The sequence below is a fragment of the Luteimonas sp. MC1825 genome, assembly GCF_014764385.1.
Taxonomy (GTDB): Bacteria; Pseudomonadota; Gammaproteobacteria; order Xanthomonadales; family Xanthomonadaceae; genus Luteimonas.
Window position 1 is genome coordinate 1 of the sequence record NZ_CP061714.1, and the last position, 25,203, is coordinate 25,203.

The following is a 25,203-nucleotide window of genomic DNA, read 5'->3' on the forward strand; positions in this document are numbered from 1 at the left end:
TGCCGCGGCGCACATGGTCGGGTGCGCGGTGATAGGCTGCGCGTTCCCCTTTCGCCCCCGCCGCACGTGGCCTGACCACGGTGTCGGCGGCCCTGCCGTCGGTATGTCGAACCCGCACATGGAAGCCTGGCCCCGCTGCCTCGAACGCCTGGAAGCCGAATTCCCGGCCGAAGACGTCCACACCTGGCTGCGGCCGCTGCAGGCGGCGCGCCGCGCCGACTCCACCGTGCTGTATGCGCCCAACGCCTTCGTGCGCGACGAGGTCCGCGACCGCTACATGGTCCGCATCCGCGAGCTGCTGGGGCATTTCGGCGGCGGCGGCGAGGTGTCGCTGGAGATCGGCTCGCTGCCGCGTGCCGCCGAGCCGGCGCGGGCAGTGGTGGCACCGGCGGTGTCCGCCGCCGACCTCGCCTTCCACGGCAACCTCGACAACCAGTTCACCTTCGACAACTTCGTGGAAGGCCGCAGCAACCAGCTCGCCCGCGCCGCCGCGTGGCAGGCCGCGCAGAAGCCCGGCGACCGCGCCCACAACCCGCTGCTGCTGTACGGCGGCACGGGCCTGGGCAAGACCCACCTGATGTTCGCCGCGGGCAACGAGATGCGCCGCAACAACCCCGGCGCGCGCGTGCTGTACATGCGCTCCAACGACTTCTACAGCGCGTTCTTCCGCTCGCTGCAGGAACGTACCGCGGACCAGTTCAAGCGCCAGTTCCAGCAGCTCGACGCGCTGCTGATCGACGACATCCAGTTCTTCGCCGGCAAGGACCGCACGCAGGAGGAGTTCTTCCACACCTTCAACGCGCTGTTCGAGGGCCGGCAGCAGATCATCATGACCTGCGACCGGTTCCCACGTGAGGTCGAGGGCCTGGAGCCGCGGCTGAAGTCGCGCCTGGCCTGGGGCTTGCCGGTGGGCATCGATCCACCCGACTTCGAGACCCGCGCGGCGATCGTGCTGGCCAAGGCACGCGAGCGTGGCGTCCACATCCCCGAGGACGTGGCGTTCCTGCTGGCCAAGCGGATGCCGTCCAACGTGCGCGACCTGGAAGGCGCGCTCAATACGCTTACCGCCCAGGCCAACTTCACCGGCCGCGCCATCACCCAGGAGTTCGCGCTCGAGACCCTGCGCGACCTGCTGCGCGCCCAGCAGGCCTCGGTCAGCATCGCCAACATCCAGAAGACCGTGGCAGACTACTATGCGTTGCAGATGAAGGACCTGCTGGGCAAGAAGCGGACGCGTTCGCTGGCCCGCCCCCGCCAGATGGCGATGGCGCTGGCCAAGGAACTCACCGAGCACAGCCTGCCCGAGATCGGCGACGCGTTCGGGGGTCGTGACCACACCACCGTGCTGCATGCCTGCCGCCAGATCCGCACCCTGGCGCAGACCGACGGCAAGCTGCGCGAGGATTGGGACAAACTCATCCGCAAATTGAATGAATAGGCGGCCGGCGCAGCATCCCGCCAACCGCTGTACGGACCGGGGACAAGCTGTGGACAGTTTGCGTCGGGGGAAACGCTCCTAAAACTGTCCACAGCTTGTGCGCAGACCCGGCGGGGTTTCACACAGGAGTTGTAGCGGCGGAAACATGTTGTAAATCAGGTAATTGCGCAGGTTTTCAACAGATTTTCCTGACTCCACCACCACCGCTTTTTGTTATTTATCCTGTTTAACAGCTAAGAGCCAAGGGGACACCACGGCATGCGTTTCAGTCTGCAGCGAGAAGCTTTCCTCAAGCCCCTGGCCCAGGTCGTCAACGTCGTGGAGCGTCGCCAGACCCTGCCCGTCCTGGCCAACCTGCTGGTCGTGGTCACCGGCAGCCAGCTGTCGCTGACCGGTACCGACCTGGAGGTCGAGATGGTGGCGCGCTGCGCGGTCGACGACGCCCAGGACGGCGAGATCACCATCCCGGCGCGCAAGCTGTTCGACATCGTTCGCGCCCTGCCCGACGGCAGCAAGGTCACCGTCTCGCAGTCCGGCGACAAGGTCACCGTGCAGGCGGGACGCAGCCGCTTCACCCTGGCCAGCCTGCCCGCCAACGATTTCCCGTCGATCGACGAGGTCGAGGCCACCGAGCGCGTCAACGTCCCCGAGGCGGCGCTCAAGGAGTTGATCGAGCGCACCTCGTTCGCGATGGCGCAGCAGGACGTGCGCTATTACCTCAACGGCCTGCTGTTCGACCTCGCCGAGCAGCGCTTGCGCTGCGTGGCCACCGACGGCCACCGCCTTGCGCTGTGCGAAGCCGCGCTCGAAGACAGCGTGCAGTCCAAGCGCCAGATCATCGTGCCGCGCAAGGGCGTGACCGAGCTGCAGCGCCTGCTGGAAGGCGGCGACCGCGTGCTCGAGCTGGAGATGGGCCGCAACCACATCCGCGTCAAACGCGACGATGTGACCTTCACCAGCAAGCTCATCGATGGCCGCTTCCCGGATTACGAGGCCGTGATTCCGATCGGCGCCGACCGCGAGGTGCGCATCGACCGCGAAGTGCTGCGTGCCGCGCTGCAGCGGGCCGCCATCCTGTCCAACGAGAAGTACCGTGGCGTGCGCCTCGAAGTGTCGCCGGGCCAGCTGAAGATCAATGCGCACAACCCGGAGCAGGAAGAGGCCCAGGAAGAAGTCGAGGCCGACACCGTGGTCGACGGACTGGCGGTGGGCTTCAACGTGAACTACCTGCTCGATGCCCTGGGCGCGCTGCGCGACGAGACCGTGGTCATCGCGCTGCGCGATGCCAACTCCTCGGCGCTGGTGCGCGAGGCCGCCAACGAGCGCTCCCGCCATGTCGTGATGCCGCTGCGGCTGTGAACGACAGGTTCCACGTGGAACACGAACGCCCGGCCTGGTCCGGGCGTTCTGCTTTTCCGGCACGCCCGCCGTGCACCTGACCCGGCTGGAGCTGCGCAACGTGCGCAACCTGCAGGATGTCGCCCTGCTGCCCGGGCCCGGCCTGAACGTGCTGGTCGGGGCCAACGGCGCCGGCAAGACCAGCGTGCTCGAGGGCCTGCACCTGCTGGCCTACGGCCGCAGCTTCCGTGGCCGCGTGCGTGACGGCCTGGTGCGCACCGGCGCGGATGCGCTGGAGGTGTTCGCCGAGTGGGAGTCGGTGGGGGCAGGCGATACTCCCGTGCCGCACAAGGCCGGGCTGCGGCACAGCGGTTCCAGCTGGGAAGCGCGTCTGGACGGCGAAAAGGTGGCCCATCTTGGCCAACTGCTGTCGGCATTAATGGTGGTGGCGTTCGAGCCGGGCAGTCATGCGCTGGTGTCGGGTGGCGGCGAGCCGCGGCGGCGCTTTGTCGACTGGGGTTTGTTCCACGTGGAACAGGACTTCCTGCCGGTGTGGCGCCGCTACGCGCGTGGGCTGAAGCAGCGCAATGCCCTGCTCAAGGCCGGGGCGGGTCCGGCACAATTGGCGGCCTGGGACCTGGAGCTGGGCACGGCCGGCGAGGAACTCACTCGGCGCAGGGCGGGATATCTGGAGCGCCTGCAGGAGCGCCTGGAACCGGTGGCCGCGCAACTCGCGCCCGGCCTCGGCCGGATGGCGCTCGAGTTCGAGCCGGGATGGCGACGCAGCAGCCTGTCGCTCGCCGACGCGCTGGCCGTGGCCCAAGACCGCGACCGCACGCTGGGCCACACCACGGTCGGCCCGCACCGCGCCGACTGGCGTCTGCACCTGGCCACCAAGCCCGAACGCGAGGCGCTCTCGCGTGGGCAGGCCAAGCTGGCCGCGCTGGCCTGCCTGTTCGCACAGGCCAGCGATTGCGCCGCCGAGCGTGGTGGCTGGCCGGTCATCGCACTGGACGACCTGGCGTCGGAACTGGACGCGGAGCACCGGCAACGGGTGCTTGCGGTGCTCGACACGACGCCTGCTCAGGTGTTCGTCACCGGCGTGGACCTGGTCGCGCTTCCGGCGGTCGGGGCGACGGTGTTCCACGTGGAACACGGGGCGGTCCGGCGCGCGGATTGATGCATTGCAGCACCAAGGTCCCTCAAGCGGGCCGTGCTGGCCCAGCGCCGCCACGCCCCCGAGTGCTTCTCCTGTGGCTTGGGCGGCCGCAGGCCCCGCAATCCTTGCCAACCGCCATGAACTGGTATAATGGCCGCCTCACGCCCCTATAAGTAATGTGTCTCCCGCGGCATGGTCGCGGCAGGCACGGGTGGGGCATCCCGAAGGGCCAGAAGCATTCGATGACCGACCAGACCGTCAGTACCCCCGATAGCGGCGCCAGCAGCTACGACTCCAGCAAGATCACCGTGCTGCGCGGCCTCGAGGCCGTCCGCAAGCGCCCGGGCATGTATATCGGCGACGTCCATGACGGCACCGGCCTGCACCACATGGTGTTCGAGGTGGTCGACAACGCGATCGACGAGGCGCTGGCCGGCCACGCCGACGACATCGTGGTGACCATCCACGAGGACCGCTCGGTGTCGGTGTCCGACAACGGCCGCGGCATCCCGGTGGACATCCACAAGGAAGAGGGTGTGTCTGCGGCCGAGGTCATCATGACCGTGCTGCACGCCGGCGGTAAGTTCGACGACAACAGCTACAAGGTCTCCGGCGGCCTGCATGGCGTGGGCGTGTCGGTGGTCAATGCCCTGTCCGAGCACCTCGGCCTCGACATCTGGCGCGACGGGTTCCACTACCGCCAGGAATACGCACTGGGCGAGCCGCTGTACCGGCTCAAGCAGATGGAGGCCACCCAGCGCCGCGGCACGCTGCTGCGCTTCCGGCCGGCGGTCGACATCTTCAGCGACGTCGAGTTCCATTACGAAATCCTCGCCCGCCGCCTGCGCGAGCTGTCGTTCCTCAACTCCGGGGTCAAGATCACCCTGGCCGACGAGCGCGGCGAGCCGCGCCGCGACGTGTTCGAGTACGAGGGCGGCATCCGTTCCTTCGTCGAGCACCTGGCGCAGCTCAAGACGCCGCTGCACCCCAAGGTGATCTCGGTCACCGGCGAGGAAAACGGCATCACCGTGGACGTCGCGCTGCAGTGGACCGACAGCTACCAGGAAACGATGTTCTGCTTCACCAACAACATCCCGCAGAAGGATGGCGGCACCCACCTGATCGGCTTCCGCGCCGCGCTCACGCGCACGCTGACCAACTACATCGAGCAGAACGGCATCGCCAGGCAGGCCAAGGTCAGCCTGTCGGGCGACGACATGCGCGAAGGCATGATCGCGGTGCTGTCGGTGAAGGTGCCTGATCCGAGCTTCTCGTCGCAGACCAAGGAAAAGCTGGTCAGCTCCGACGTGCGCCCGGTGGTGGAGCACACCTTCGGCGCCAAGCTCGAGGAATTCCTCCAGGAAAACCCCGCCGAGGCCAAGGCCATCGCCGGCAAGATTGTCGATGCCGCCCGCGCCCGCGAGGCTGCGCGCAAGGCGCGCGACCTGACGCGCCGCAAGGGCGCGCTGGACATCGCCGGCCTGCCCGGCAAGCTCGCCGACTGCCAGGAAAAGGATCCGGCGCTCAGCGAACTGTTCATCGTCGAGGGTGACTCGGCCGGTGGCTCCGCCAAGCAGGGCCGCAACCGCAAGACCCAGGCGATCCTGCCGCTCAAGGGCAAGATCCTCAACGTCGAGCGGGCGCGCTTCGACCGCATGCTCGCCTCGGCCGAGGTCGGCACGCTGATCACCGCGCTCGGCACCGGCATCGGCAAGGACGAGTACAACCCGGACAAGCTGCGCTACCACCGCATCATCCTGATGACCGACGCCGACGTCGATGGCTCGCACATCCGCACGCTGCTGCTGACCTTCTTCTACCGGCAGATGCCGGAGCTGATCGAGCGCGGGCACATCTACATCGGCCTGCCCCCGCTGTACAAGATCAAGCAGGGCAAGACCGAGCTGTACCTGAAGGACGATGCGGCGCTCGACGCCTACCTCGCCGGCAACGCCGTGGAAGGCGCCTCGCTGGTGCCCGCCACCGGCGAGCCCGCCGTCGAGGGCATGGCGCTGGAGAAGCTGCTGCTGGCGTTTGCCGGCGCGCGCGAGACCATCGTCCGCAACACCCACCGCTACGACCCCAACGTGCTCGAGGCGCTGATCGACTACACCCCGCTTGACGCCGAGCGCCTGGCCGAGAACACCGACGAGCGCCACGAGCTCGACGTGCTCGAGGCGCGGCTCAATCGTGGCGGGCTGGGCCAGCCGCGCTACGCGCTGGAATTCCAGGCTGGCGACGAGGAGCGGCCGGCGGCGCTGCTGGTCACGCGCCGGCACATGGGCCTGGAAAACGTGCAGGTGCTGCCGTTCTCGGCCTTCGAGGGCGGCGAGCTGCGCGCCCTGCGCGACGCCGCGGCGCTGCTCAACGGCCTGGTGCGCGAAGGCGCGCAGATCGTCCGTGGCAACCGCACCCAGGCGGTGTCGAGCTTTGCCCAGGCGCAGGCCTGGCTGCTCGACGAGGCCAAGAAGGGCCGCCAGATCCAGCGCTTCAAGGGCCTCGGCGAGATGAACCCGGAGCAGCTGTGGGAAACCACGGTCAACCCGGAGACCCGCCGGCTGCTGCAGGTGCGCATCGAGGACGCGGTCGCCGCCGACCAGATCCTGAGCACCCTGATGGGCGACGTGGTGGAGCCCAGGCGCGCGTTCATCGAGGACAACGCCCTGCGCGCCACCAACCTCGACGTGTGAGTGTGCAGGCCCGCGGGGGAGTTGACGCCGCCTTCAGGCAAGCCGGTCTACAACCGCATGACCCATTCAAGGAACTCCCCATGCGGACCTCGCCGATCACTGCCGCCACCGCTGTCGCCATCGCCTGCCTCACGGCGGCCTGTGCCACCACGACCTCGCCGACCGGGCGCACCCAGTACGTCGGCGCCGTGTCCCAGACGCAGCTCGACGCCATGGGCGCGCAGGCCTTCGCCGAGCAGAAGGCGCAGCTCCGGCAGTCCACCGACGCCGCGCAGAAGCGCTATGTAAGCTGCGTGGTGAATGCCATAGTGCGTGAGCTGCCGGCCGACCAGCAGCGCATCGGCTGGGAGTCCGCGGTGTTCGTGGATAACAACCCCAACGCCTTCGCGCTCCCCGGCGGCAAGGTGGGCGTGTACACCGGCATCTTCACGGTCGCAAAGACCCAAGACCAGCTGGCCGCGGTGATCGCGCATGAGGTCGGGCACGTCGTGGCCCACCACCACGACGAGCGCATCACCCGGCAGATGGGGGCGCAGGCCGGCCTCGGCGTGGTCGGCGCGGTGCTCGGTTCGCGCTACGGCGAGGGTGCCAGCCAGACCACCAACCAGCTCGGCGGTGCCGCGCTGCAGACCGCGTTCCTGCTGCCCGGTTCGCGGGTGCAGGAAAGCGAGGCCGACGTGGTCGGCCAGCAGCTCATGGCCAAGGCCGGCTTCGATCCCCGCCAGGCGGTCAACCTGTGGCAGAACATGATGTCGGCCAGCGGCGGCGGTCGCGCACCGCAGTGGCTGTCGACCCATCCGGACCCCAGCGCCCGCATCGGCGAGCTGCAGTCGCGCGCCGTCGGCCTGGTGCCCACCTGGGAGCAGGCGCGCAGCGCCGGGCGTCGTCCAGCCTGCGGCTGAGCGCCGCTGCCAGTGGACCTCCGGACGCTCGCGGCTGTCATATTCTTCTGTTAGCTTTGCCGACCCGTTTGTACCAAGGCGCCCGCGTCATCCGGCAGCCTCAACCTGAAGGGTGTTCCCGATGTCCGTTTCCAACTCCAGCCGCCTGCTGACCACGGCGATCGCCGCCGCCCTGCTCGTCATGACGGTTGGCGACGCCAACGCGCAGCGCAGCAGCGAGCGCCGCGCGCGCGCCGAAGCTGCGAAGGCGGAGGCCGCCAAGCCCGCCGCGCAGTTCCCCGAAGCCACCCGCGTTGAACCGGAACTCGGCGCCAGCCAGCGCATCGGCGCGAGGATCAACAAGATTTCCGAAGCCCACGAGGCAGGGGACGTGGCCGCCGCCGAGCCCATCGCCGCGGAGATCATCGCCAATCCCAAAGCCAACGCGTACGAGCGCGCCATCGTGATGCGCCTGATGGCCGACCTCTACGTGGATACCGACACCGAGCGCGCCAAGGACTACCTGCGCAAGGCGGTCGAGGCGAACGGCCTGAAGAACAACGACCACTACGGCTCCCTGGTCATGCTTGCCCAGCTGCAGCTGCAGGAAGACGACTACGCCGGTGCCCTCGTCACCCTCGACCGCGTGATCGCCGAAACAAAGACCACCAATCCCGAGTACCACGTGATCCGCGGCAATTCGCTGTATCGCCTCGAGCGTTACGACGAGGCGATCGCGGCGCTGAAGCCGGTGATCGATGGCAACCCGCAGGCACGGCCCGACTGGGTCCAGCTGTTGATGGCGTCATACGCGGAGGCGGGCCGTCCCGCCGAAGCCGCGCAGCTTGCCGAGCAGGTGGCCGCCCAGTCACCCGGCGACAGGCGTGCCCAGCTCAACCTCGCCAACATCTACCTGCAGTCCGACGACACACCGCGCGCCATCGAGGTCTACGAGCGCCTGCGCAAGGCCGGTGAACTCACCGAGGAGCGCGACTACCGCAACCTGATGGCGCTATACCTCAACAGCGAGGGCAAGGAGCGCGAAGCCGCCGGGGTGATCACCGAGGGCCTGGACAAGCAGATCCTCAAGCCCGACCACCAGACCTACAACGCACTGGCGCAGGCGTACTATTTCAGCGACCAGTACGGCGAGGCGATCAAGGCTTACCAGAAGGCCGCGCCGCTTGCCGCCGATGGCGAAACCTGGCTCAACCTCGCCAAGGTGCTGGCCAATGAAGGCCGCAGCGCCGAATCCAAGGATGCCGCGCAGAAGGCGCTGGACAAGGGCGTCAAGCGCCCTGAGGAAGCGCGGGCGCTGTTGAAGCGCTGAGGCGCACCTCCGATCACGTGCTGGCCGGGTTGGTACTGGCAGCCACGATTGGTATAAGCTTGGAAATTCCCGCGCCGAACAAGCGGCGCGGATACGACAATATTCGGGGCGCTTCCTGCCCGGCCAGACTTGAGTTCCCCGCATGACGCAAGCCTCCACGACCTCGAACCGGAACGACGACCAGGACGAGGGCCTGAACTGGGCACGGATCACCGGTTTCACCATGGTTGTCGCGCTGCACGCCGCGGCCGTCCTGCTGCTGCTGGCGCCGGTCAATCCGCCCGGTGCCGAAGCGGAGGCCGAAGAGGTCACGCGCGTGGTGATCATCGAGCCGCCGCCGCCGCCCCCGCCGCCGCCGCCGCCGCCGGAACAGCCGCCCGAGCCCAAGCCCATCAAGGAGCTGGTGCCGCCGTCGCCGTCGCCGCTGCCGCCGCCGCCGGAACAGCCGCCGGTGATCTTCGACGACCCGTCGCCGATCGACGTGCCCGCGCCGCCGCCCGCCCCGCCTGCGCCGCCCGCGCCCACGCCGTCGATCGGCGCCAGCGTGGACCCGTCGTCGAAGAGCATGAATCCGCCGAAGTACCCGCCGGCGGCGCTGCGTGCCGGCGTGACGGGCCAGGTCATCCTGATCGTCGACGTCGATGCCAACGGCAACGTCACCAACGTGTCGGTCGAGAAATCCAGCCGCAACCGCGACCTGGACCGTGCCGCGGTGGACGCCGCGCGCAAGTGGCGCTTCAACCCGGAAATCGTCAATGGCGTCGCCACCTCGGGCCGAGTGCGCGTCCCGGTTGATTTCGTGCTCTGACCCGGGTCGCGGCCCCGGCCGCGCCTCACGCTGTTCCATCGCTCTACCGGCTATAACCGATCCAAACTATCCAAATCACAACATCTAGAAGGTAAGCGTCATGCTGCAGGAAACTTCGAACATCCCGGCCTCCGGCGGCAGCAACGCCGCTGCGCTCCAGCAGATGGGTTTCGCGGACATGGTCCAGCATATGGACGCAGTCGGCTGGGTGGTGCTCATCACCCTGGTCGTCATGTCGGCCATGTCCATCTACTGGATCATCTTCAACGCCATCAAGAACGCGCGCCTGCGTGCGTCCTCGGACAACGTGATCCAGTCGTTCTGGGAAACCCCGAACGCGCAGGACGCGATCCGCCACATGGAAGAGCAGCGCAAGAGCGAGCCCTTCTCCAAGGTCGCGCTTGACGCCGCCCTGGCCGCGGCGCACCACCAGCGCCACGAAGGTTCGCGCCTGGTCGAGTCGCTCAACCGCTCCGAGTTCGTCGACCGCGCGCTGCGCCAGGGCGTGACCCGCGAGTCGCTGAAGCTCGAGGCCGGCCTGACCGTGCTCGCCACCGTCGGTTCGACCGCGCCGTTCGTCGGCCTGCTCGGCACCGTGTGGGGCATCTACCGCGCCCTGATCCGCATCGGCGCCAGCGGCCAGGCCGACATCGGCGCGGTTGCCGGTCCGGTCGGCGAGGCGCTGATCATGACCGCGCTGGGCCTGGGCGTCGCGATCCCGGCCGTGCTTGGCTACAACTTCTTCGTGCGCCTGAACCGCTCGACGAACAACAAGCTCGACACCTTCGCGCACGACCTGCACGACTTCTTCGCCACCGGCTCGCGCGTCGGCGAGCAGAAGCGCTGATCGCCAGGTATTGAGGGAGTCCCGACATGGCTTACAGTTCAAGCGGTAGCGGCCATGACAAGGTCAACGCCACGATCAACATCGTGCCGCTGGTCGACGTGATGCTGGTGCTGTTGATCATCTTCATGGTCACGGCACCACTCATGGCCCACAAGGTCCAGGTCGAGCTGCCACAGGCGAACCTGGATGAGCGGCCGGAGACGGCACCGCCGGCTCCGCCGATCACCATCGCGGTCACCGAAGACGGCGAGATCTTCCTCAACGACCAGCCGGTCACCCTGCAGCTGCTCGAAAGCGCACTGTCGGTCGAGGCACAGAAGACCCCGCAGCCGCCGGTCAATGTCCGCGGCGACAAGACCACGAAGTACGGCGTGGTGAAGCAGGTCGTCGGCATCGCGCAGGCCCAGGGCATGCGCAAGGTCGGCTTCGTCGCCACCCGCGAAAGCAACTGATCCGGAGTTAGTCACATGGCTTTTTCGTCCAATTCCGGTGACGGCCCGATGGCCGACATCAACATCATCCCGCTCTGCGACGTGATGCTGGTGCTGCTCATCATCTTCATGGTCACCGCGCCGCAGCTGTCGTACCCGATCGACATCGACCTGCCGCAGCCCTCGTTGAATCCGCCGGTGAACCCGGTGGATCCGCCGCCGCCGATCCGCCTGCGGATCGACGCGTCGGGCCAGGTGTACTGGAACGACAGTCCCACGCCGACCTCGGCCCTGCGCAACATGATGCAGGCTGAAGTCGAGCGCGATCCGTCCAACCAGCCCACGCTCGAGATCGACGTCAACGAGGACGCCGACTACGGCACGCTGGCCAAGGTGCTGGCCGAGGCCAAGAACGCGCAGATGCTGAAGATCGGTTTCGTCAGGAACTGAACCACCCAAGACCCTCCGGCGTCGCCTGCAGCGCGCCGGTCGGGAGAGACGCTTGCTGTTTTCGCGCCGCCCGCAAGGGCGGCGTTTTTATGTCAGGCGCCGGCCGCGTCCAGGATCGCCAGGTAGCGCGCGACGGTCGTCCCCAGCCCGTCATGCAATGCCTCGCCGATCAGCGCGTGGCCGATCGACACCTCCTGGACCCCAGGTACTGCCGCCAGGAAATCCCCCAGGTTGTCCTGGCTGAGATCGTGGCCGGCATTCACGCCGAGTCCGGCGGCCTGCGCGCGCCGCGAGGTGCCGGCACAGGTGGCCAGCGCCGCGCTGGCGTCGCCGGCGGCATGGGCATCGGCAAACGGACCGGTGTACAGCTCGATGCGGTCCGCCCCTGTGGCCGCCGCCGCCTCGACATCGCAGCTGGCATCGGCGAACAGGCTCACGCGGCAGCCCAGCGCCTTCAATTCGGCGACCAGCGGACGCAGGCGCTCGCCGTCGCGCACGAAGTCGAAGCCGTGGTCGGAGGTCAGCTGGCCGTCGTCGTCGGGCACCAGGGTCGCCTGCGCCGGGCGCGCCGCGCGGCACAGCGCCACGAAGCCGGGATAGCCGGGCCGCGGCGCCGCGAAGGGATTGCCTTCGAGGTTCAGTTCCACCCCGCGCTCGGCCGCCAGCGTGGCGAGCGCCATCACGTCGTCGCTGCGCGCATGGCGCGCATCGGGACGCGGATGCAGGGTCAGCCCGTGGGCACCGGCATCGAGGCAGGCGCGGGCGGCGCGCAGCATGTCGGGCTGGTCACCGCCGCGCGAGTTGCGCAGCACGGCGACCTTGTTGAGGTTCACGCTGAGCAGGGTCATGCGCGGCGGGCTCAGGCGCCGGTCGATTCCGGCGCGTCGCCCGGCTGCGCCTGGGCGGCGACCACGCGCCGCGCCTCGGCTTCCTCGCGCAGTCGGCGCAGCTCGACCGGGTCGAGCATCATGCTGTCGTCGCGGGCCTGGTTGCCCACGCGCTGGGCCAGCAGGCCCAGCACCCAAGCGACCACAAGACCCAGCGCGGCCAGCAGGCAGGCCACGGCCAGCGCCATCGACGCGGTGTTGAGCGCCATGGCGAACGCGGCCACGGCCAGCAGCAGGAACAACCAGGGCATGGACAGGCTCCGCCAGGGACAATGGCCGCAGTCTAACCGCAGGCGCGCGCGCCGCCATCGCGTCGGCGCGCCGTCCGGGCGACCCGTGCCGCCGCCGGTCGCGGTATCACAGCAGGGGCGACAGCAGCCGCGCCAGCGCCTCGGGCATGCGCGCCCCGAGCAGCGACCGGGTCCGGCCACGATGCACGCGCGGCGCGCTTGCCATCTCGCCCTCGATCAGCGCAGCGAGTTCAGCCGCGATCGCGGGGTCGTCGAACAGCACCGACACCTCGAAGTTCAGCCGGAAGCTGCGGTGGTCGAAGTTGGCGCTGCCGATGATCGCCAAGTCGTCGTCGACCAGCAGCGTCTTGCTGTGCAGCAGGCGCGGGCCGTACTCGTGGACCTTCACCCCCGCCATCAGCAGCGCGCCGAAGTAGGAGCGCGCGGCCAGCGTGACCAGCTTGGAGTCGCTCTCGCGCGGCACCAGCAGGCGCACGTCCAGCCCGGCCATGGCGGCGGAAGTGAGCGCCATCATCGCCGCCTCGCCGGGCACGAAGTACGGGGTGGTCATCCACACCCGCTTGCGCGCGGCGTGGATGGTGGCGACGTGCAGGCGGTGGATCGCCTCCCACGGCGAGTCCGGGCCCGAGGTCAGCACCTGGGCGCGGATCGGGCCGGGCGCGGATTCATGCGGGGTTTCACGCGCGACGTCGGACAGGAAGTCGCGGCTGCCGGTGGCATAGGTCCAGTCCTCGGCGAACACCAGCTGCAGCACGCGCACCACGTCGCCTTCCAGCCTGAGGTGCAGGTCGCGGTAGGCGTCCGCGCCGCGGCGCTCGTCCTGGGCGTCGCTGATGTTCATGCCGCCGGTGTAGGCGATGCGGCCATCGATCACCACGATCTTGCGGTGCGTGCGCAGGTTGGCCCAGGGCCGCCGCCAGAACTGGCCGAGGCGCATCGGATGGAACCACGCCACTTCGCCACCGGCGTCGAGCAGCGGCTGGAAGAAGCGGCGCGCGCCTCCGGAGCCCACCGCATCCACCAGCAGGCGCACCGCCACGCCGGCGCGCGCGCGCTCGGCCAGTGCATCGCGCAGCGCGGCACCGGTGTGGTCGGGTTCGTAGATGTAGTACTCGAGGTGCACGTGCCGGCGCGCCGCGGCGATGTCGGCGAGCAGGGCGCTGTACTTCGCGGCGCCGTCGACCAGCAGGCGCACGTCGCGGGCGGACGATGGCGGCAGGCCGGTGGTGGCCTGCGACAGCCGCACCAGTTCCACGCCGTCGGCATGGCCGGCGTCGACGTCGCCATGCGTCACGTTGCCGCGGCTCCTGGCGCGGCGCAGGCGATGACGGTGGATCCGCTGCGGCCCGAACACGTGGTAGACCAGCAGGCCGAGGTAGGGCAGCAGCGCCAGCCCCAGCAGCCAGCTCAACGTGGCCACGGGCTCGCGCTTCTGCAGGATGATCCAGCCTCCCAGCACCACCAGGTACGCCAGCCAGGCCACGCCCAGGTAGAGCCCGAGGTGGGGAATGGCGAGCAGCGCCTGCCAGGCGTCCCGCAACCAGTCCAACATGCCATGCCCCCATCGCGCCGCGGCGGCGCCCGTGCGTCAGGCTAGCGGCAAGCGCCGCGAGCGCAAGCCGCGCGCCACGCGCGTCCCCGGGGGCTTGGCATTCACCGGATCTATACGCCTCGTCCACGGCGCGGCTTGCTACCGTATGCACATGCCGCAGCCACTCCCGCACAACCGGTCCGCGTGCACCGGCACCGTGGCCGGCGCGATGCCCGCCGCGGACCCGCACGACCGCGCGCCCGCGCCGGATTCCGATCTTGCGCAGCAGCTGGCGGCCTGCCGCCTGGAACTCGCGGCCACGCAGCGCGATCTCGAACTGCTTTCGCACGGCGTCTCGCATGACCTGCGCGCGCCACTGCGCGCGGTGGAAGGCTTCGCGGCGCTGCTGGAGCAGCATGCAAGTGCCGGCCTGGATGCCACCGCCCGCGACCATCTCGCCCGCGTGCGCGCCGCCGCCGCGCGCATGTCCACCCTGATCGACGGGCTGCTGGCGCTGTCGCGCGCCGCGCGCGCGCCGCTGAACATCGTCGACGTGGATGCCAGCCTGCTCGCGGAGTGGACGCTGGCCGAATTGCAGGATGCCGACCCTGCGCGCGCGGTCGAACTCCACGTGCAGCCCGGCATCGTCGTGCGCGGCGACGAGCGCCAGCTCAAGCTGCTGCTCGAACAGCTGCTGGACAATGCCTGGAAGTTTTCGCGCGGCCGCGACCGGGTGCATGTGGCGGTGACGGCGGTCAACGTGGGCGACGACGTGCGCATCTCGGTGCGCGACCACGGCAGCGGCTTCGATCCCGCGCGTGGCGAACGCATCTTCGAGCCGTTCCAGCGCCTGCACGGCGCGGACGAGGGCGCGGGCCACGGGCTGGGGCTGGCGATCGCGCAACGCATCGCCGAACGGCACGGCGCGACCATCAGCGCGGACGCCGTGGCCGGCGAAGGCTGCACGTTCCAGGTGACGCTGCCACGCGGCGGCAGTGGCGTCGGCACGCCGGAGGGCGGGCAGGGGAACCCGCCGTGAGCACCCGCCCGATCCTGCTGGTGGAGGACAACCCGGACGACGTCGAACTGACGCGCATCGCGTTCGCCGAAGCCAACATCGCCAACGCACTCACCGTGGTCACCGATGGCGCCGCGGCGCTCGACTACCTGTTCGCACGCGGCGCGCATGCTGACCGCGATCCCGACGACCTGCCGTCGATCGTGCTGCTCGACCTCAACCTGCCCAAGGTCGACGGCCGCGAGGTGCTGCAGGCGATCCGCAGCCACGAGCGCACGCGCAGCCTGCCTGTGGTGGTGCTCACCACCAGCGGGGAACCGTTCGACGTCGAAGCGAGTTACGCGCTCGGCGCCAACAGCTACATCCGCAAGCCGGTGGATTTCGGCCAGTTCGTGTGGGCGGTGAAGCAGGTCGGGCTGTACTGGCTGGTGCTCAACCACGGCCGCGAGCCGCAGTGAGCAGGCGCTGCGGCGCTAGGCGCCGGCGGGGAACAGCGTTTCGGCGCGCTGGAACAGGATCCAGCTGGTGGCGATGAACTTGTCGCCGCCCGCCGGGCGGTTGCCGCGATGGGTGTGGGTGAACGCGGTCGGCGCGATCAGCAGGTCGCCGGTGCGCGGTGCCACCTTGCGTTCCTGGAACAGGAATTCGGTCTCGCCTGCGCTGAATCCGTCGTTGAGGTAGAGCGTCCACAGCAGGTGGCGGTGCAGGGTTTCGCACGGCGCGTCGCGCGGATACAGCTCGCAGTGCCAGTAGGGATAGCCGCCCTCGTCGGCGCGGTACCACTGCAGGTTCACGCTGCCCGGGCGCAGGCAGGTCATCGCCAGCCGGCCCAGCGCCGCATCGTCCATCGCCGTGATGTCGTCGGCTGCAAGCCGGCGCAGGGCGCCATCGGCACCCGGCTGCTGCAGCATCAGCGGCGCGATCAGCGCCTGCGGGTATTGCCGCAGGTACGCGAGCAGGCCACCGTACACCGCCACATTGAGCGCCTGCTCGACATCGGCCCAGTCCGGACGCCCGGCGAGCGCGATGTCGCGGCTCTTCTTCAACTCGGGGAACACGCCGCTGCCGACGCGCCCCGGCTGCAGCGCGTCGCTGGCGTGGATGCGTTCCACGATCGCCGCGCAGGTCGCGGCATCCAGCGCGCCTGCGGTGACCTCGATGAAGTCTCGGGTCGCGGCCATGTGGCGCTTACAGGGTCGCGGCGGTCATGCGGTGGTCGCGCCCGCGTGCGCGGCGTCGTGCTCGCAATGCTGGCGCGTCGCCACCTCGACCTCGGCCTTCGACCCGAGGAACACCGGCACGCGCTGGTGCAGGGTGGTCGGCGCGATGTCGAGGATGCGGCCGCGGCCGTCGGTCGCGGCGCCGCCGGCCTGCTCCACCAGCATCGCCATCGGGTTGGCCTCGTACATCAGCCTGAGCTTGCCGGGCTTGCCCGGGTCCTTGCGGTCCCAGGGATAGATGAAGATGCCGCCGCGGGTCAGGATGCGGTGCACGTCGGCGACCATCGAGGCCACCCAGCGCATGTTGAAGTCCTTGCCGCGCGGGCCTTCGCGGCCGGCCAGCAGCTCGCTGACGTAGCCCTGCATGGCCGGCTCCCAGTGGCGCTGGTTGGACATGTTGATGGCGAACTCGCGGGTCTCGTCCGGGATGCGGATGTCGCTGCGGGTCAGCACGAACGCGCCCTGCTCGCGGTCCAGCGTGAACGCATGCGTGCCTTGGCCGATGGTCAGCACCAGGGTGGTCTGCGGGCCGTACACGCAGTAGCCGGCCGCGACCTGCGCGGTGCCGGGCTGCAGGAAGTGCTCGTCGCCGACGGTGTCCACGTTTTCCGGGCAGCGCAGCACCGAAAAAATGGTGCCCACCGACACGTTGACGTCGATGTTGCTGGAGCCGTCGAGCGGATCGAACAGCAGCAGGTAGGCGCCGCGCGGGTAGGCATCCGGGATGGGCTGGCAGTGCTCCATCTCTTCCGATGCACAGGCCGCCAGGTGCCCGCCCCAGGCGTTGGCCTCGAGCAGGATCTCGTTGGACAGCACGTCGAGCTTCTTCTGCGCCTCGCCCTGCACGTTGACGCTGTCGCCGCCGGCGGCCGAGACCGCATCGCCCAGCACGCCGCCGAGCGCGCCGCGCCCGACCGCCACCGAGATCGACTTGCAGGCACGCGCCACGACTTCGATCAACAGCCGCAGGTCGGGCTCGATGTGCCCGGCGCGCTGCGCCTCGATGAGGTGGCGGGTGAGGGAAACGGGACCGGACATCGCGAGCCTGTGGATGTTTGGAGAGGGGGACATTGTCTCCGAACGTGGTGGGGGTTGCAGGGGTGGGGGGCGCGGGGGGCGTGCAGGGGGATTTTTCTCGCGAAGGCGCGAAGGCGCGAAGGAGAGCGGGGGTGACGGGGGCAGAGCGGGGCTGGGAGGGGCTGCGCGGGGGTCAGGGGCGGGCGAAGGTCCATTCGAGGCCGAGGAGCCAGGTGCGGCCGCCGCCGGGTTCGTAGAAGCGGCCGTTGCCTTCGTTGACGATCACCGAGCCGATGTGGGCGCGGTCGAGGAGGTTGTCGACGCGGGCGAACACGCGCACCGGGCCGGCCGCGGTGGGCCAGCGCCGCGCGGCTTCGACATGCAGCAGGCCGTAGCCGGCGGCCGACTCGCTGCCGGCGTCGTTGACCATCACGTCACCCATGGCTTCGGCCTCGAAGGCCGCGGTCCAGGGGCCGGATTGCCATTGCAGGCGGGCCTGGGCGTGGCGCTCGGGTACGCCGGGGATGCGGCCGGCCATGGCCGTGCCACCGCCGGCGGCCGCGCCGCCACGGAATTCCGCTTCCAGCTGCGTCGCCGCCAGCTGCAGGTCCCAGGCGTCGCCCAGCGGCTGCAGCCACGCCAGCTCCACGCCCTGGCGGCGCGCGCTGCCGGCGTTGCGGTAGCTGCTGCGTCCGGCGACGTTGGTCGCGACCGCGATCTCGTCATCGGTGTCGGCGCGGAACAGCGCCGCCTCGAGCAGGCCGCCGGTGGGCGTGCGCCACTTCAGGCCGAGCTCGTGGTTGTCGCTGACCGCCGGACGCAGCCCGAACGCCAGGCCGGCGCCACCGTCGGCGCGGTACGACAGCTCGTTGAAGGTCGGCGTTTCAAAGCCGCGGCCGACCGAGGCGTACAGCCGCAGGTGCTCCGACGGCGCGAAGGTGACGCCGGCCACCGGCGAGGTTTCCGAATAGTCGACGCGCCCGCTGTCGTCGGGATTGCCTTCGGCGACGTAGCGGTCGCTCGAGGTGAAGCCGACCTCGCTGTGGCGCGCGCCGAGCAGCAGCGACCAGCGCGGCGCGACCTGCCACCACGCCTGCGCATAGAGGTCGTCGGTCTCCACCTCGTTGCGCTCGTCGCGACGCAGCGTGCCGCGCACGCCGAGCGCGTCGCCGACGAAGTTCTCGAAGCCGCGGCGCCGCTGCCGCTGGCGCTCGCCGCCCGCACCCGCCGCAAGCTCCAGCGGCCGCGACGCCAGGCTGCCGCTCCACGACCAGCGCGCATCGAAGCCGGCGTAGCGGTTGTCGAGATCGATCACTCCGCCCGAATGCAGCGGATTGCGCTGCGGCGCCGCCGGGATCGGCAGCACCTGCGTCACTTCGCGGTCGCCGCCCCAGGCCGACAGGCGCAGCGCGTGCGCATCGCCCAAGCCGTGCTCGTACACCGCGCCGGCCTGCGACTGGCGCACGCTCTTGCGCGTGTCGAAGACGTACGCATTGGCCACCGCCTGCCGCGGATCCGCGCGCATCTGCGCCGCGGTGAGCCCGAGTGGATCCTGCGCCTCGGGGATGTCGACGTGGTTGAGCACCAGGCTCAGCTTGCGGCGTTCACCCAGGTCGAAGCCAAGCTTCAGGTTGGCCACGTCGCGCCGCGCCGCGGAATGATCGCGCCAGCCGTCGGTATCCAGGCGCGAGACCGCGAAGTTGTAGCCGACGATGTCGTTGCCGCCGAGCAGCCGCGCCGCGCCGGTCCAGGTGCCATCGCTGCCGACCGTGGCCCGCAGCCGCCACGGATCACCGGCCTGGCCGTCGGCGCTGTGGATCGACACCACCCCGCCCGACGAGTTGCCGTGCAGCGCCGAGAACGGCCCACGCAAGACTTCAATGCGATCCGCGCCGGCGAGGCTGAAATGCGACAGCTGGCCCTGGCCATCCGGCATCGACGCCGGAATGCCGTCGGCGTACAGCCGCAGCCCGCGCACCCCGAAGGTCGCGCGCGCACCGAAGCCGCGGATGGAGAGCTGGGTGTCCTGCGCCAGGTTCTGGCGGTCGCGGGCGAGCAGGCCGGGGATGCCGCGCAGGACCTCGGAGACGTCGGCGCTGGCGTCGGAGCGCTCGCCGGAGAGATCCACGGTGGCGGTGGACGCGGGCGTGTCGAAAGCCGGCACGGTGCGCAGGCGGGTGTCTTCAACGATGACGCGGTCGAGGGTGGTGGGGGCCGGAGCCTCAGGCTGCCGCGGGCTGGCGGGCGGCGCGGCGTGGGCCACGGCGGGGACGACGAGTGCAAGTGCGAGCGCTCGCGCGAGGGCGGAAAGCTGGGGAGGAGTCATGCACGTATTGTCGCCCGCGCGCCCGTGCCGGGCGGGTCGCGGGGCGGAACACTGCGGGACGGACGCTCCGTCAGGCGTGGGCCCCTGTACTGCCGCGCCCGGCAGATCGCCGGGCGACGCGTTCCTCAGGCGTCGGCGTCGGTCGGCCAGCCCGCGCCGGTGCCGCGCTGGAGCACGGTGTCGGTGTCGAGCACCGTGCCGGCTGGAATCGCCTCCTGCGTCGCCAGGCGCGCATAGACCGGCGTGAAGTCCGGTCGCGTCGCGTCCATCAGCTGCTCGAAGCTGTCGATCACGAAATAGGTCTTCTGGTAGCTGTCGATGCGGTAGCGCGTGCGCATCACCCGCTCCAGGTCGAAGCCGATGCGATTGGGCGCCGCCGACTCCAGCGCATGCACCGACTCCCCACTGGACGACACGATGCCGCTGCCGTAGATGCGAAGCCCCTCGGCCTCGCGGATCAGCCCGAACTCGACCGTGTACCAGTACAGCCGCGTGAGGTTCTGCAGCGCATCCGGCCCGATCGCATGCGCCTTCACCCCGCCGCGCCCGTAGGCCGCCATGTAGTCGGCGAACACCGGGTTCATCAGCAACGGCACGTGGCCGAAGAGATCGTGGAACAGGTCCGGCTCCTCGATGTAGTCGAGCTGGTCCGGCCGGCGGATCCACCACGTCACCGGGAAGCGCCGGTTGGCGAGGTGCTCGAAGAAATCCAGCTCCGGCAGCAGCCCCTCGACCCCGATCAGCGTCCAGCCGGTGGCCTGCTCCAGTACCGCGTTCAACTGCGCGTAGCGCGGAATGCGGTCCGGGGTCATGCCCATCGCATCCTGCGCACGCAGGAACTCGCTGCTGGCGCGGCCGACCAGCAGCTCGCGCTGGCGCGCGTAGAGCGTCGCCCAGGTGGCGTGGTCGTCTGCGGAGTACTCGTCCCATGGCTGCGCCACGATGCCCGTGGCGTACACCGGCACCTTGCCCTTGTCGGTGTGCAGGTTCTCGACGCGGCGCGGCTGGGACTGGGCGGACATGGCGGACTCCTGGCGGCGCGGCAGATGCAGGGCCGGCACGAAAGACGGTGCGATAAAGCACGACCTGGAGACTCTAACGCCGAAATCCTGCAACATGGATGTGTCTGTTGCGCCAATAGCGCGATTCCGTGCAACATTCAACCGCGCATAGCGATGTTGTCGCAACAATAGAGATACGGTGGCAATGCGAACGCTCGAACACCGGCGCTCGCCGGCTCGGCGTCCAACTCCACGGCACCCTTCGCCGGCGCAGGCCCGAGCCCGAAGCGGGCCGTTCCTCCCGCCCGTCGTCCACGGCCCAACGGAACCGACCCATGCCCACCGTCGACCTTGACCGCATCGACCTGCAGCTGCTCGCCGAACTGCAGACCCGCGGCCGCCTGAGCAATACCGAGCTCGCCGAGCGTGTGCACCTCTCGCCCTCCGCCTGCCTGCGCCGCGTGCAGCGCCTGGAGCGCGACGGCGTGATCGCCGGCTACCACGCGCACGTCGACCCCGAGCACCTCGGCCTCGGCCTCGCCGCCTTCGTGCGGATCCGCCTCAAGCGCCACGACGCCACCTCGGTCGCCGCCTTCGCCAGCGCCGTCAACGCCTGGGACGAAGTGGTGGCGTGCCACGCCCTCACCGGCGACATGGACTACCTGCTGCAGATCGCCGTGCGCGACCTCGAACACTTCTCGCGCTTCCTCCTCGACCGCCTGCTCGGCCAACCCGGCGTGGGCGACGTGAACTCGAGCTTCGTGCTGCGCACGGTCAAGGCGTTTCGCGGGCTGCCGCTGCCGCGCGGGTAGGCCGTCAATACCGATCCAGCGGACTCAACACCCCGCCCGCGCCACGGCCCAACACGTGCGTGTAGATCTGCGTCGTCGCGACATCCTTGTGTCCCAGCAACTCCTGCACCGTGCGAATGTCCTGCCCGGACTCGATGAGGTGCGTGGCGAACGAGTGCCGCAGCGTGTGGCAGGTCGCCGGCTTGTCGATGCCCGCCGCCACCCGCGCCGACTTGACCGCGCGCTGCAGCACCGCCTCGTCGATGTGATGCCGGCGCAGCGCACCGGTGCGCGGATCCGCCGACAGTCGCGTGGCCGGAAACACGTACTGCCACCCGAACTCCCGCGCCGCATTGGGATATTTGCGCCCCAGCGCATGCGGCAGCCAGACCTCGCCGCACCCCGCCTGCAGGTCGCGGGCGTGGAGCACGCGCACCTTTTCCAGCTGCTCGTGCAGCGCCACCTCCAGCTTGCGCGGCAACGGCACCCGACGATCCTTGCCTCCCTTGCCGTTGCGCACGCAGATCTCGCGACGGTCGAAATCCACGTCCTTCACCCGCAGCCGCACCGCCTCCATCAAACGCATGCCCGCCCCGTACAGCAGCGACGCCATCAAGCCCACCTGCCCATCCACCAGCGCCAGCAGGCGCCGCACCTCGTCGTGCGACAACACCACCGGCAGCTTCTTGGGACGCTTCGCGCGCGTTACCGACTCCATCCACGGCAGGTCGATGCCCAGCACCTCCTTGTAGAGGAAGAGCAGCGCCGACAGCGCCTGGTTCTGCGTATTGGCCGCCACGTCATGCCGCACCGCGAGGGTCGACAGAAAGCCCTCGACCTCCAAAGCCCCCAACTCCCGCGGATGGCGGCGCCCATTGGCCAGCACGAAGCGCCGCGCCCAGCCCACATACGCCCGCTCGGTGCGGATGCTGTAGTGCTTGGCACGACAGCGGGCGCGCACCTGGTCGAGCAGGCGGGGAGGCGGGGTCTCGGATGGAGAGTCATCACCCGAAGCACCGGGTACCGCCGCATCCGTGCGGTGATATGACATAGCACTCCATTTCTGCGGTATTTCCCGGAATCATTACCGCAGGCGTTGCCCAGAAAAATCAGCCAAGCGATTGATCTGGGATGGGTTGCAGCGGGTCGAGTGCGTCAGACAACCGGCGTCAGGAACGGATTACACTCCGTTTCTGGAATCTACTAAGTGTTAGGCCTTGTTTCCCGCAGTGTTGTAGCAGCGTTGTCGGGTCGCCTGTCGCACCTCGCGCATCTGTCGCGGTGGGCACCTCGTACACGCGGCGATGGCATCGGCGGGCACTCGTGAAGCGCCTCGGCTTCGGAAAGTCGCAGCTTCGGCGCAAGTACGATCATCCTGACTCGGCGTCGTTGTGGTTGGCGGTGCGGGTTCTCGGCCGCGCGAGTCGTAGGCTTCAGCTCCGCTCTCCCAAGCACGGCCAAGGCTCGGCAAGTTGTTGTAGTGTTCGGCTCAGGGGTTGGGCCAGGTGCCACGCATCGGCGGGGTGAATTCAACCACCAAGTGCGACAGTCCTGATCAAGCGCGGATTCTCTGTTCGGGCGTTTCATAGTCGTAGCGCTTCCTCGGTCTGGTATTGAGTTTGTGAGCGATTGCATCGCACTGTTTCTGGGTCAGCTTCGCCATGCTCTTGCCCTTCTGCAGGTACTGGCGGATCAGCCCGTTGGTGTTCTCGTTGGTGCCACGCTGCCACGGGTGGTGAGGGCGCGCGAAGTAGAACGTCGTTCCGGTCGCGGCCTCGATCTCCGCATAGCCATGGAACTCGGTGCCGTTATCCGAGGTGATCGTGATACACGGCAGCGGCGCTGCTTTGATCATCTCGATGACACGGCGATTCAATGCCTTGGTGGTGCGGTTGGGTAGCTTGCCGATCATCAGGTAGCCCGTGGCACGTTCGACCATGGTCACGATGCAGGACTTCTCCCAGGACGCCCCCATGACCGTGTCGATTTCCCAGTGGCCGACCTCGAGCCGCGCCTCAATTTCGACTGGCCGCTCCTCGATCATGCGCTTGCCTTGCAGCCTTCCGCGGCGCTCCAGGCCGTAGTGCCGCTTGCGCCGCTTATAGCGGCGGCGCAGCTCTAGATACAGCGTGCCGCCTGCACGCCAGTCACGCCGCACGTGGCGGTAGATCGACTGGAAGCTGATCGCAAACTCGCCCTGCCGAAGCACGCCGGCAATCTGCTCGGGGCTCCATTGCTGCATCAGCAGCGCCTCGACTCGGGCGTACTGCATCGGAGCGTGGTGCGGACCGCGGCGGCTGCGTCGGAGCCGACCGTTCCGACGCTCCTGGGCTTTGCTGTAGCAGTAGTGTCCGCCCTTGGGACAGGGCGTCAGGTTGCGCTTGATCTCGCGATAGATCGTGCTTCGGTGACGGCCCAGGATCAGGGCAATCTCGGCCACGCTGTGCCTGGTCTTGCGGAGCTTGGAGATCAGGTATCGTTCGTCTCTGGTGAGCTGGCAGTACTTCACGGTTGGGGCTCCTTTCTTGCCGGATAAGAGTCCCTTCCAGTCTGCCAGCTCACCTCTCCTTTTCGGGGCGCTGGATTTGTCGCACTTAGTCTGGCAATTTCTGGGCTCTAACAAATCATTCAAGCCGATGCCGCTTCGCGGCACGGCTTAATTCTGGTGTTAGGCGCCATGGAGAGTTCAAATGACGGCATTAGAAATCAGTGATGAGTGGCTTGTTGCAAATGGCTATGAAGATGATCTTCCATTGGTCATGCGCATGAGGGCGTCCCTTCCACCTGAGAACATAAGAAATGTTTATGCAGATTTGGCCGTGATCTACTTGGAGTTTGAGCCGGACGAAGATGGCTTGCCGTCGGACGCTATGACCAAGGAATTGGAAGGAGCAGAGACTAGTTTGGAGTCTTTGATTGAACGTCAAGGCGTTGGCATACAAGCGGCCTCCATCACTGGCAACGGCACACGGGAGTGGCACTACTACGTATCCGACCGCCAGAAATTTAAGTCCCAACTTCAGAGTGCGCTGGTCAACTACAAGAGCTTTCCAATCTCAATTGAGGTCTGTGAAGATCCAAAATGGAATGGGCTCGCCGACCTACTAGAGTCGATCTCAGCTGGCGCCTAACAATGCGTTCAAGCCGACCCCGCTTCGCTCCACAAACCACATGGCAGGTACAGCTTGCCATGTGGTTCGCTCCACTACGCGGCGCGGCTTAACTTAGGTGTTAGGCCGCACATGACAGTTCACTACAAAGTTGCCGTTTTCCTAGAAGTTTCTCTCTCAACCAACGAGGAGGCTGCTCCTGCCCTGTTCTTCCGAGAGCTGGAGATGCCATTTCCGCCGAGTGTCGGTCTTGCCATAAATCTCGCAGGTGACTGGTTCTGCGGCCCCCTGGAGAGAGTGGAGTGGCACGGTGACAGCTGCTTTGTGTGCTACGTCGCGTCAGATAGTTCACTCACTGACCAAAGCATCCACAGCTGGGATCGTTTGTCGCAAGATGAGCTATTTGGCGTGCTCAGTTCGCGCGGGTGGCAGAGATATGTGCCCGGGGCCGTGCAGCCGTCGTTCTTCGAGGGCCGGGGTGCGGCCTAACAATTCATTCAAGCCGACGCCGCTTCGCGGCGCGGCTTAATTCAAGCGTTAGGCGGCACTCGGGAGATATATGGCGATCGATCTGTTTGACCTGGCGGGGAGCTGGCTAGACCTACTGCTCGCGCGTCGGATAGTCATTCCGACCGCCGTGGGTATCGTCGTAGCTCTTGGGGTCTACTACTTGACCGGT

Annotated in this window: 23 protein-coding genes; 14 read left to right on the top strand and 9 right to left on the bottom strand. The window is 68.3% G+C overall.

The window, feature by feature from the left end; translation table 11 throughout:
* The first annotated feature begins 118 nt into the window (after positions 1–118).
* The 10 genes from dnaA to IDM46_RS00050 all read left to right on the top strand — a co-directional run bounded on the left by dnaA (position 119) and on the right by IDM46_RS00050 (position 11,372).
* Positions 119–1,438 (top strand): chromosomal replication initiator protein DnaA, encoded by a 1,320-nt coding sequence (gene dnaA, locus IDM46_RS00005; RefSeq protein ID WP_185116059.1) that lies wholly within the window; start codon positions 119–121, stop codon positions 1,436–1,438.
* A 258-nt stretch (positions 1,439–1,696) separates the two neighbouring features.
* On the top strand, positions 1,697–2,797 hold the full coding sequence (gene dnaN, locus IDM46_RS00010) for a DNA polymerase III subunit beta (RefSeq protein ID WP_182824017.1): 1,101 nt from the start codon (positions 1,697–1,699) through the stop codon (positions 2,795–2,797).
* An 85-nt stretch (positions 2,798–2,882) separates the two neighbouring features.
* Positions 2,883–3,956, top strand: a complete 1,074-nt coding sequence (gene recF / locus IDM46_RS00015) for a DNA replication/repair protein RecF (RefSeq protein ID WP_223878085.1) — start codon at positions 2,883–2,885, stop codon at positions 3,954–3,956.
* Between the two features lie 221 nt (positions 3,957–4,177).
* A complete protein-coding gene (gene gyrB / locus IDM46_RS00020) occupies positions 4,178–6,625 on the top strand; it encodes a DNA topoisomerase (ATP-hydrolyzing) subunit B (RefSeq protein ID WP_185116061.1) in 2,448 nt (815 codons plus the stop codon).
* Positions 6,626–6,705: 80 nt separating this feature from the next.
* Positions 6,706–7,527 (top strand): M48 family metallopeptidase, encoded by an 822-nt coding sequence (locus tag IDM46_RS00025; RefSeq protein WP_182824011.1) that lies wholly within the window; start codon positions 6,706–6,708, stop codon positions 7,525–7,527.
* A 121-nt stretch (positions 7,528–7,648) separates the two neighbouring features.
* A complete protein-coding gene (locus IDM46_RS00030; protein WP_185116062.1) occupies positions 7,649–8,836 on the top strand; it encodes a tetratricopeptide repeat protein in 1,188 nt (395 codons plus the stop codon).
* A gap of 142 nt (positions 8,837–8,978) precedes the next feature.
* Positions 8,979–9,644, top strand: coding sequence for an energy transducer TonB (locus tag IDM46_RS00035; protein WP_182824007.1), 666 nt, complete (start codon positions 8,979–8,981; stop codon positions 9,642–9,644).
* 100 nt (positions 9,645–9,744) lie between these two features.
* Positions 9,745–10,491, top strand: coding sequence for a MotA/TolQ/ExbB proton channel family protein (locus IDM46_RS00040; RefSeq protein WP_182824005.1), 747 nt, complete (start codon positions 9,745–9,747; stop codon positions 10,489–10,491).
* A 26-nt stretch (positions 10,492–10,517) separates the two neighbouring features.
* Positions 10,518–10,943: a biopolymer transporter ExbD gene (locus tag IDM46_RS00045; RefSeq protein ID WP_182824004.1), complete on the top strand. Its 426-nt coding sequence runs from the start codon at positions 10,518–10,520 to the stop codon at positions 10,941–10,943.
* A gap of 15 nt (positions 10,944–10,958) precedes the next feature.
* On the top strand, positions 10,959–11,372 hold the full coding sequence (locus tag IDM46_RS00050; protein WP_182824002.1) for a biopolymer transporter ExbD: 414 nt from the start codon (positions 10,959–10,961) through the stop codon (positions 11,370–11,372).
* 92 nt (positions 11,373–11,464) lie between these two features.
* Here IDM46_RS00050 and IDM46_RS00055 read toward each other — a convergent pair whose 3' ends face one another.
* The 3 genes from IDM46_RS00055 to cls form a co-directional block, all read right to left on the bottom strand.
* Positions 11,465–12,220 carry a pyridoxine 5'-phosphate synthase gene (locus IDM46_RS00055; protein ID WP_182824000.1) on the bottom strand — a complete coding sequence of 252 codons (756 nt, stop codon included), beginning with the start codon at positions 12,218–12,220 and terminating at the stop codon, positions 11,465–11,467.
* 11 nt (positions 12,221–12,231) lie between these two features.
* Positions 12,232–12,510 (bottom strand): hypothetical protein, encoded by a 279-nt coding sequence (locus IDM46_RS00060; RefSeq protein WP_182823998.1) that lies wholly within the window; start codon positions 12,508–12,510, stop codon positions 12,232–12,234.
* Positions 12,511–12,616: 106 nt separating this feature from the next.
* A complete protein-coding gene (cls, locus tag IDM46_RS00065) occupies positions 12,617–14,062 on the bottom strand; it encodes a cardiolipin synthase (RefSeq protein ID WP_185116063.1) in 1,446 nt (481 codons plus the stop codon).
* A gap of 151 nt (positions 14,063–14,213) precedes the next feature.
* Here cls and IDM46_RS00070 point away from each other — a divergent pair, with 151 nt between their 5' ends.
* The gene (locus tag IDM46_RS00070; RefSeq protein ID WP_185116064.1) at positions 14,214–15,080 is read left to right on the top strand and encodes an ATP-binding protein; all 867 of its coding nucleotides are present in this window, start codon (positions 14,214–14,216) and stop codon (positions 15,078–15,080) included.
* Positions 15,077–15,517, top strand: coding sequence for a response regulator (locus IDM46_RS00075; protein WP_185116065.1), 441 nt, complete (start codon positions 15,077–15,079; stop codon positions 15,515–15,517). Before IDM46_RS00070 ends, IDM46_RS00075 begins: the two co-directional genes overlap by 4 nt.
* A gap of 15 nt (positions 15,518–15,532) precedes the next feature.
* On the opposite strand, the gene IDM46_RS00080 is transcribed toward IDM46_RS00075, so the two are convergent.
* From IDM46_RS00080 to phhA, 4 genes are all read right to left on the bottom strand, one after another.
* Positions 15,533–16,240 carry a 2OG-Fe(II) oxygenase gene (locus IDM46_RS00080; RefSeq protein WP_185116066.1) on the bottom strand — a complete coding sequence of 236 codons (708 nt, stop codon included), beginning with the start codon at positions 16,238–16,240 and terminating at the stop codon, positions 15,533–15,535.
* 24 nt (positions 16,241–16,264) lie between these two features.
* Entirely contained in the window at positions 16,265–17,317 is a 1,053-nt protein-coding gene (locus IDM46_RS00085) for a class 1 fructose-bisphosphatase (RefSeq protein ID WP_185116067.1), read from the bottom strand.
* A 172-nt stretch (positions 17,318–17,489) separates the two neighbouring features.
* A complete protein-coding gene (locus IDM46_RS00090; protein WP_185116068.1) occupies positions 17,490–19,622 on the bottom strand; it encodes a TonB-dependent receptor in 2,133 nt (710 codons plus the stop codon).
* A 125-nt stretch (positions 19,623–19,747) separates the two neighbouring features.
* The gene (gene phhA, locus IDM46_RS00095) at positions 19,748–20,644 is read right to left on the bottom strand and encodes a phenylalanine 4-monooxygenase (RefSeq protein WP_185116069.1); all 897 of its coding nucleotides are present in this window, start codon (positions 20,642–20,644) and stop codon (positions 19,748–19,750) included.
* Between the two features lie 314 nt (positions 20,645–20,958).
* Between phhA and IDM46_RS00100 the strand changes: the two genes are divergently transcribed.
* Positions 20,959–21,435 carry an Lrp/AsnC family transcriptional regulator gene (locus IDM46_RS00100; protein WP_182823982.1) on the top strand — a complete coding sequence of 159 codons (477 nt, stop codon included), beginning with the start codon at positions 20,959–20,961 and terminating at the stop codon, positions 21,433–21,435.
* Between the two features lie 4 nt (positions 21,436–21,439).
* Here the strand turns inward: IDM46_RS00100 and IDM46_RS00105 are convergent, their stop codons facing one another.
* Entirely contained in the window at positions 21,440–22,465 is a 1,026-nt protein-coding gene (locus IDM46_RS00105; protein WP_185116070.1) for an integron integrase, read from the bottom strand.
* Positions 22,466–22,969: 504 nt separating this feature from the next.
* Complete coding sequence (locus IDM46_RS00110) at positions 22,970–23,923, bottom strand: IS30 family transposase (protein ID WP_185116154.1); 954 nt, start codon at positions 23,921–23,923, stop codon at positions 22,970–22,972.
* A 181-nt stretch (positions 23,924–24,104) separates the two neighbouring features.
* Here IDM46_RS00110 and IDM46_RS00115 point away from each other — a divergent pair, with 181 nt between their 5' ends.
* Positions 24,105–24,545: a DUF695 domain-containing protein gene (locus tag IDM46_RS00115; RefSeq protein WP_185116135.1), complete on the top strand. Its 441-nt coding sequence runs from the start codon at positions 24,105–24,107 to the stop codon at positions 24,543–24,545.
* The last annotated feature ends 658 nt before the right edge of the window (positions 24,546–25,203 follow it).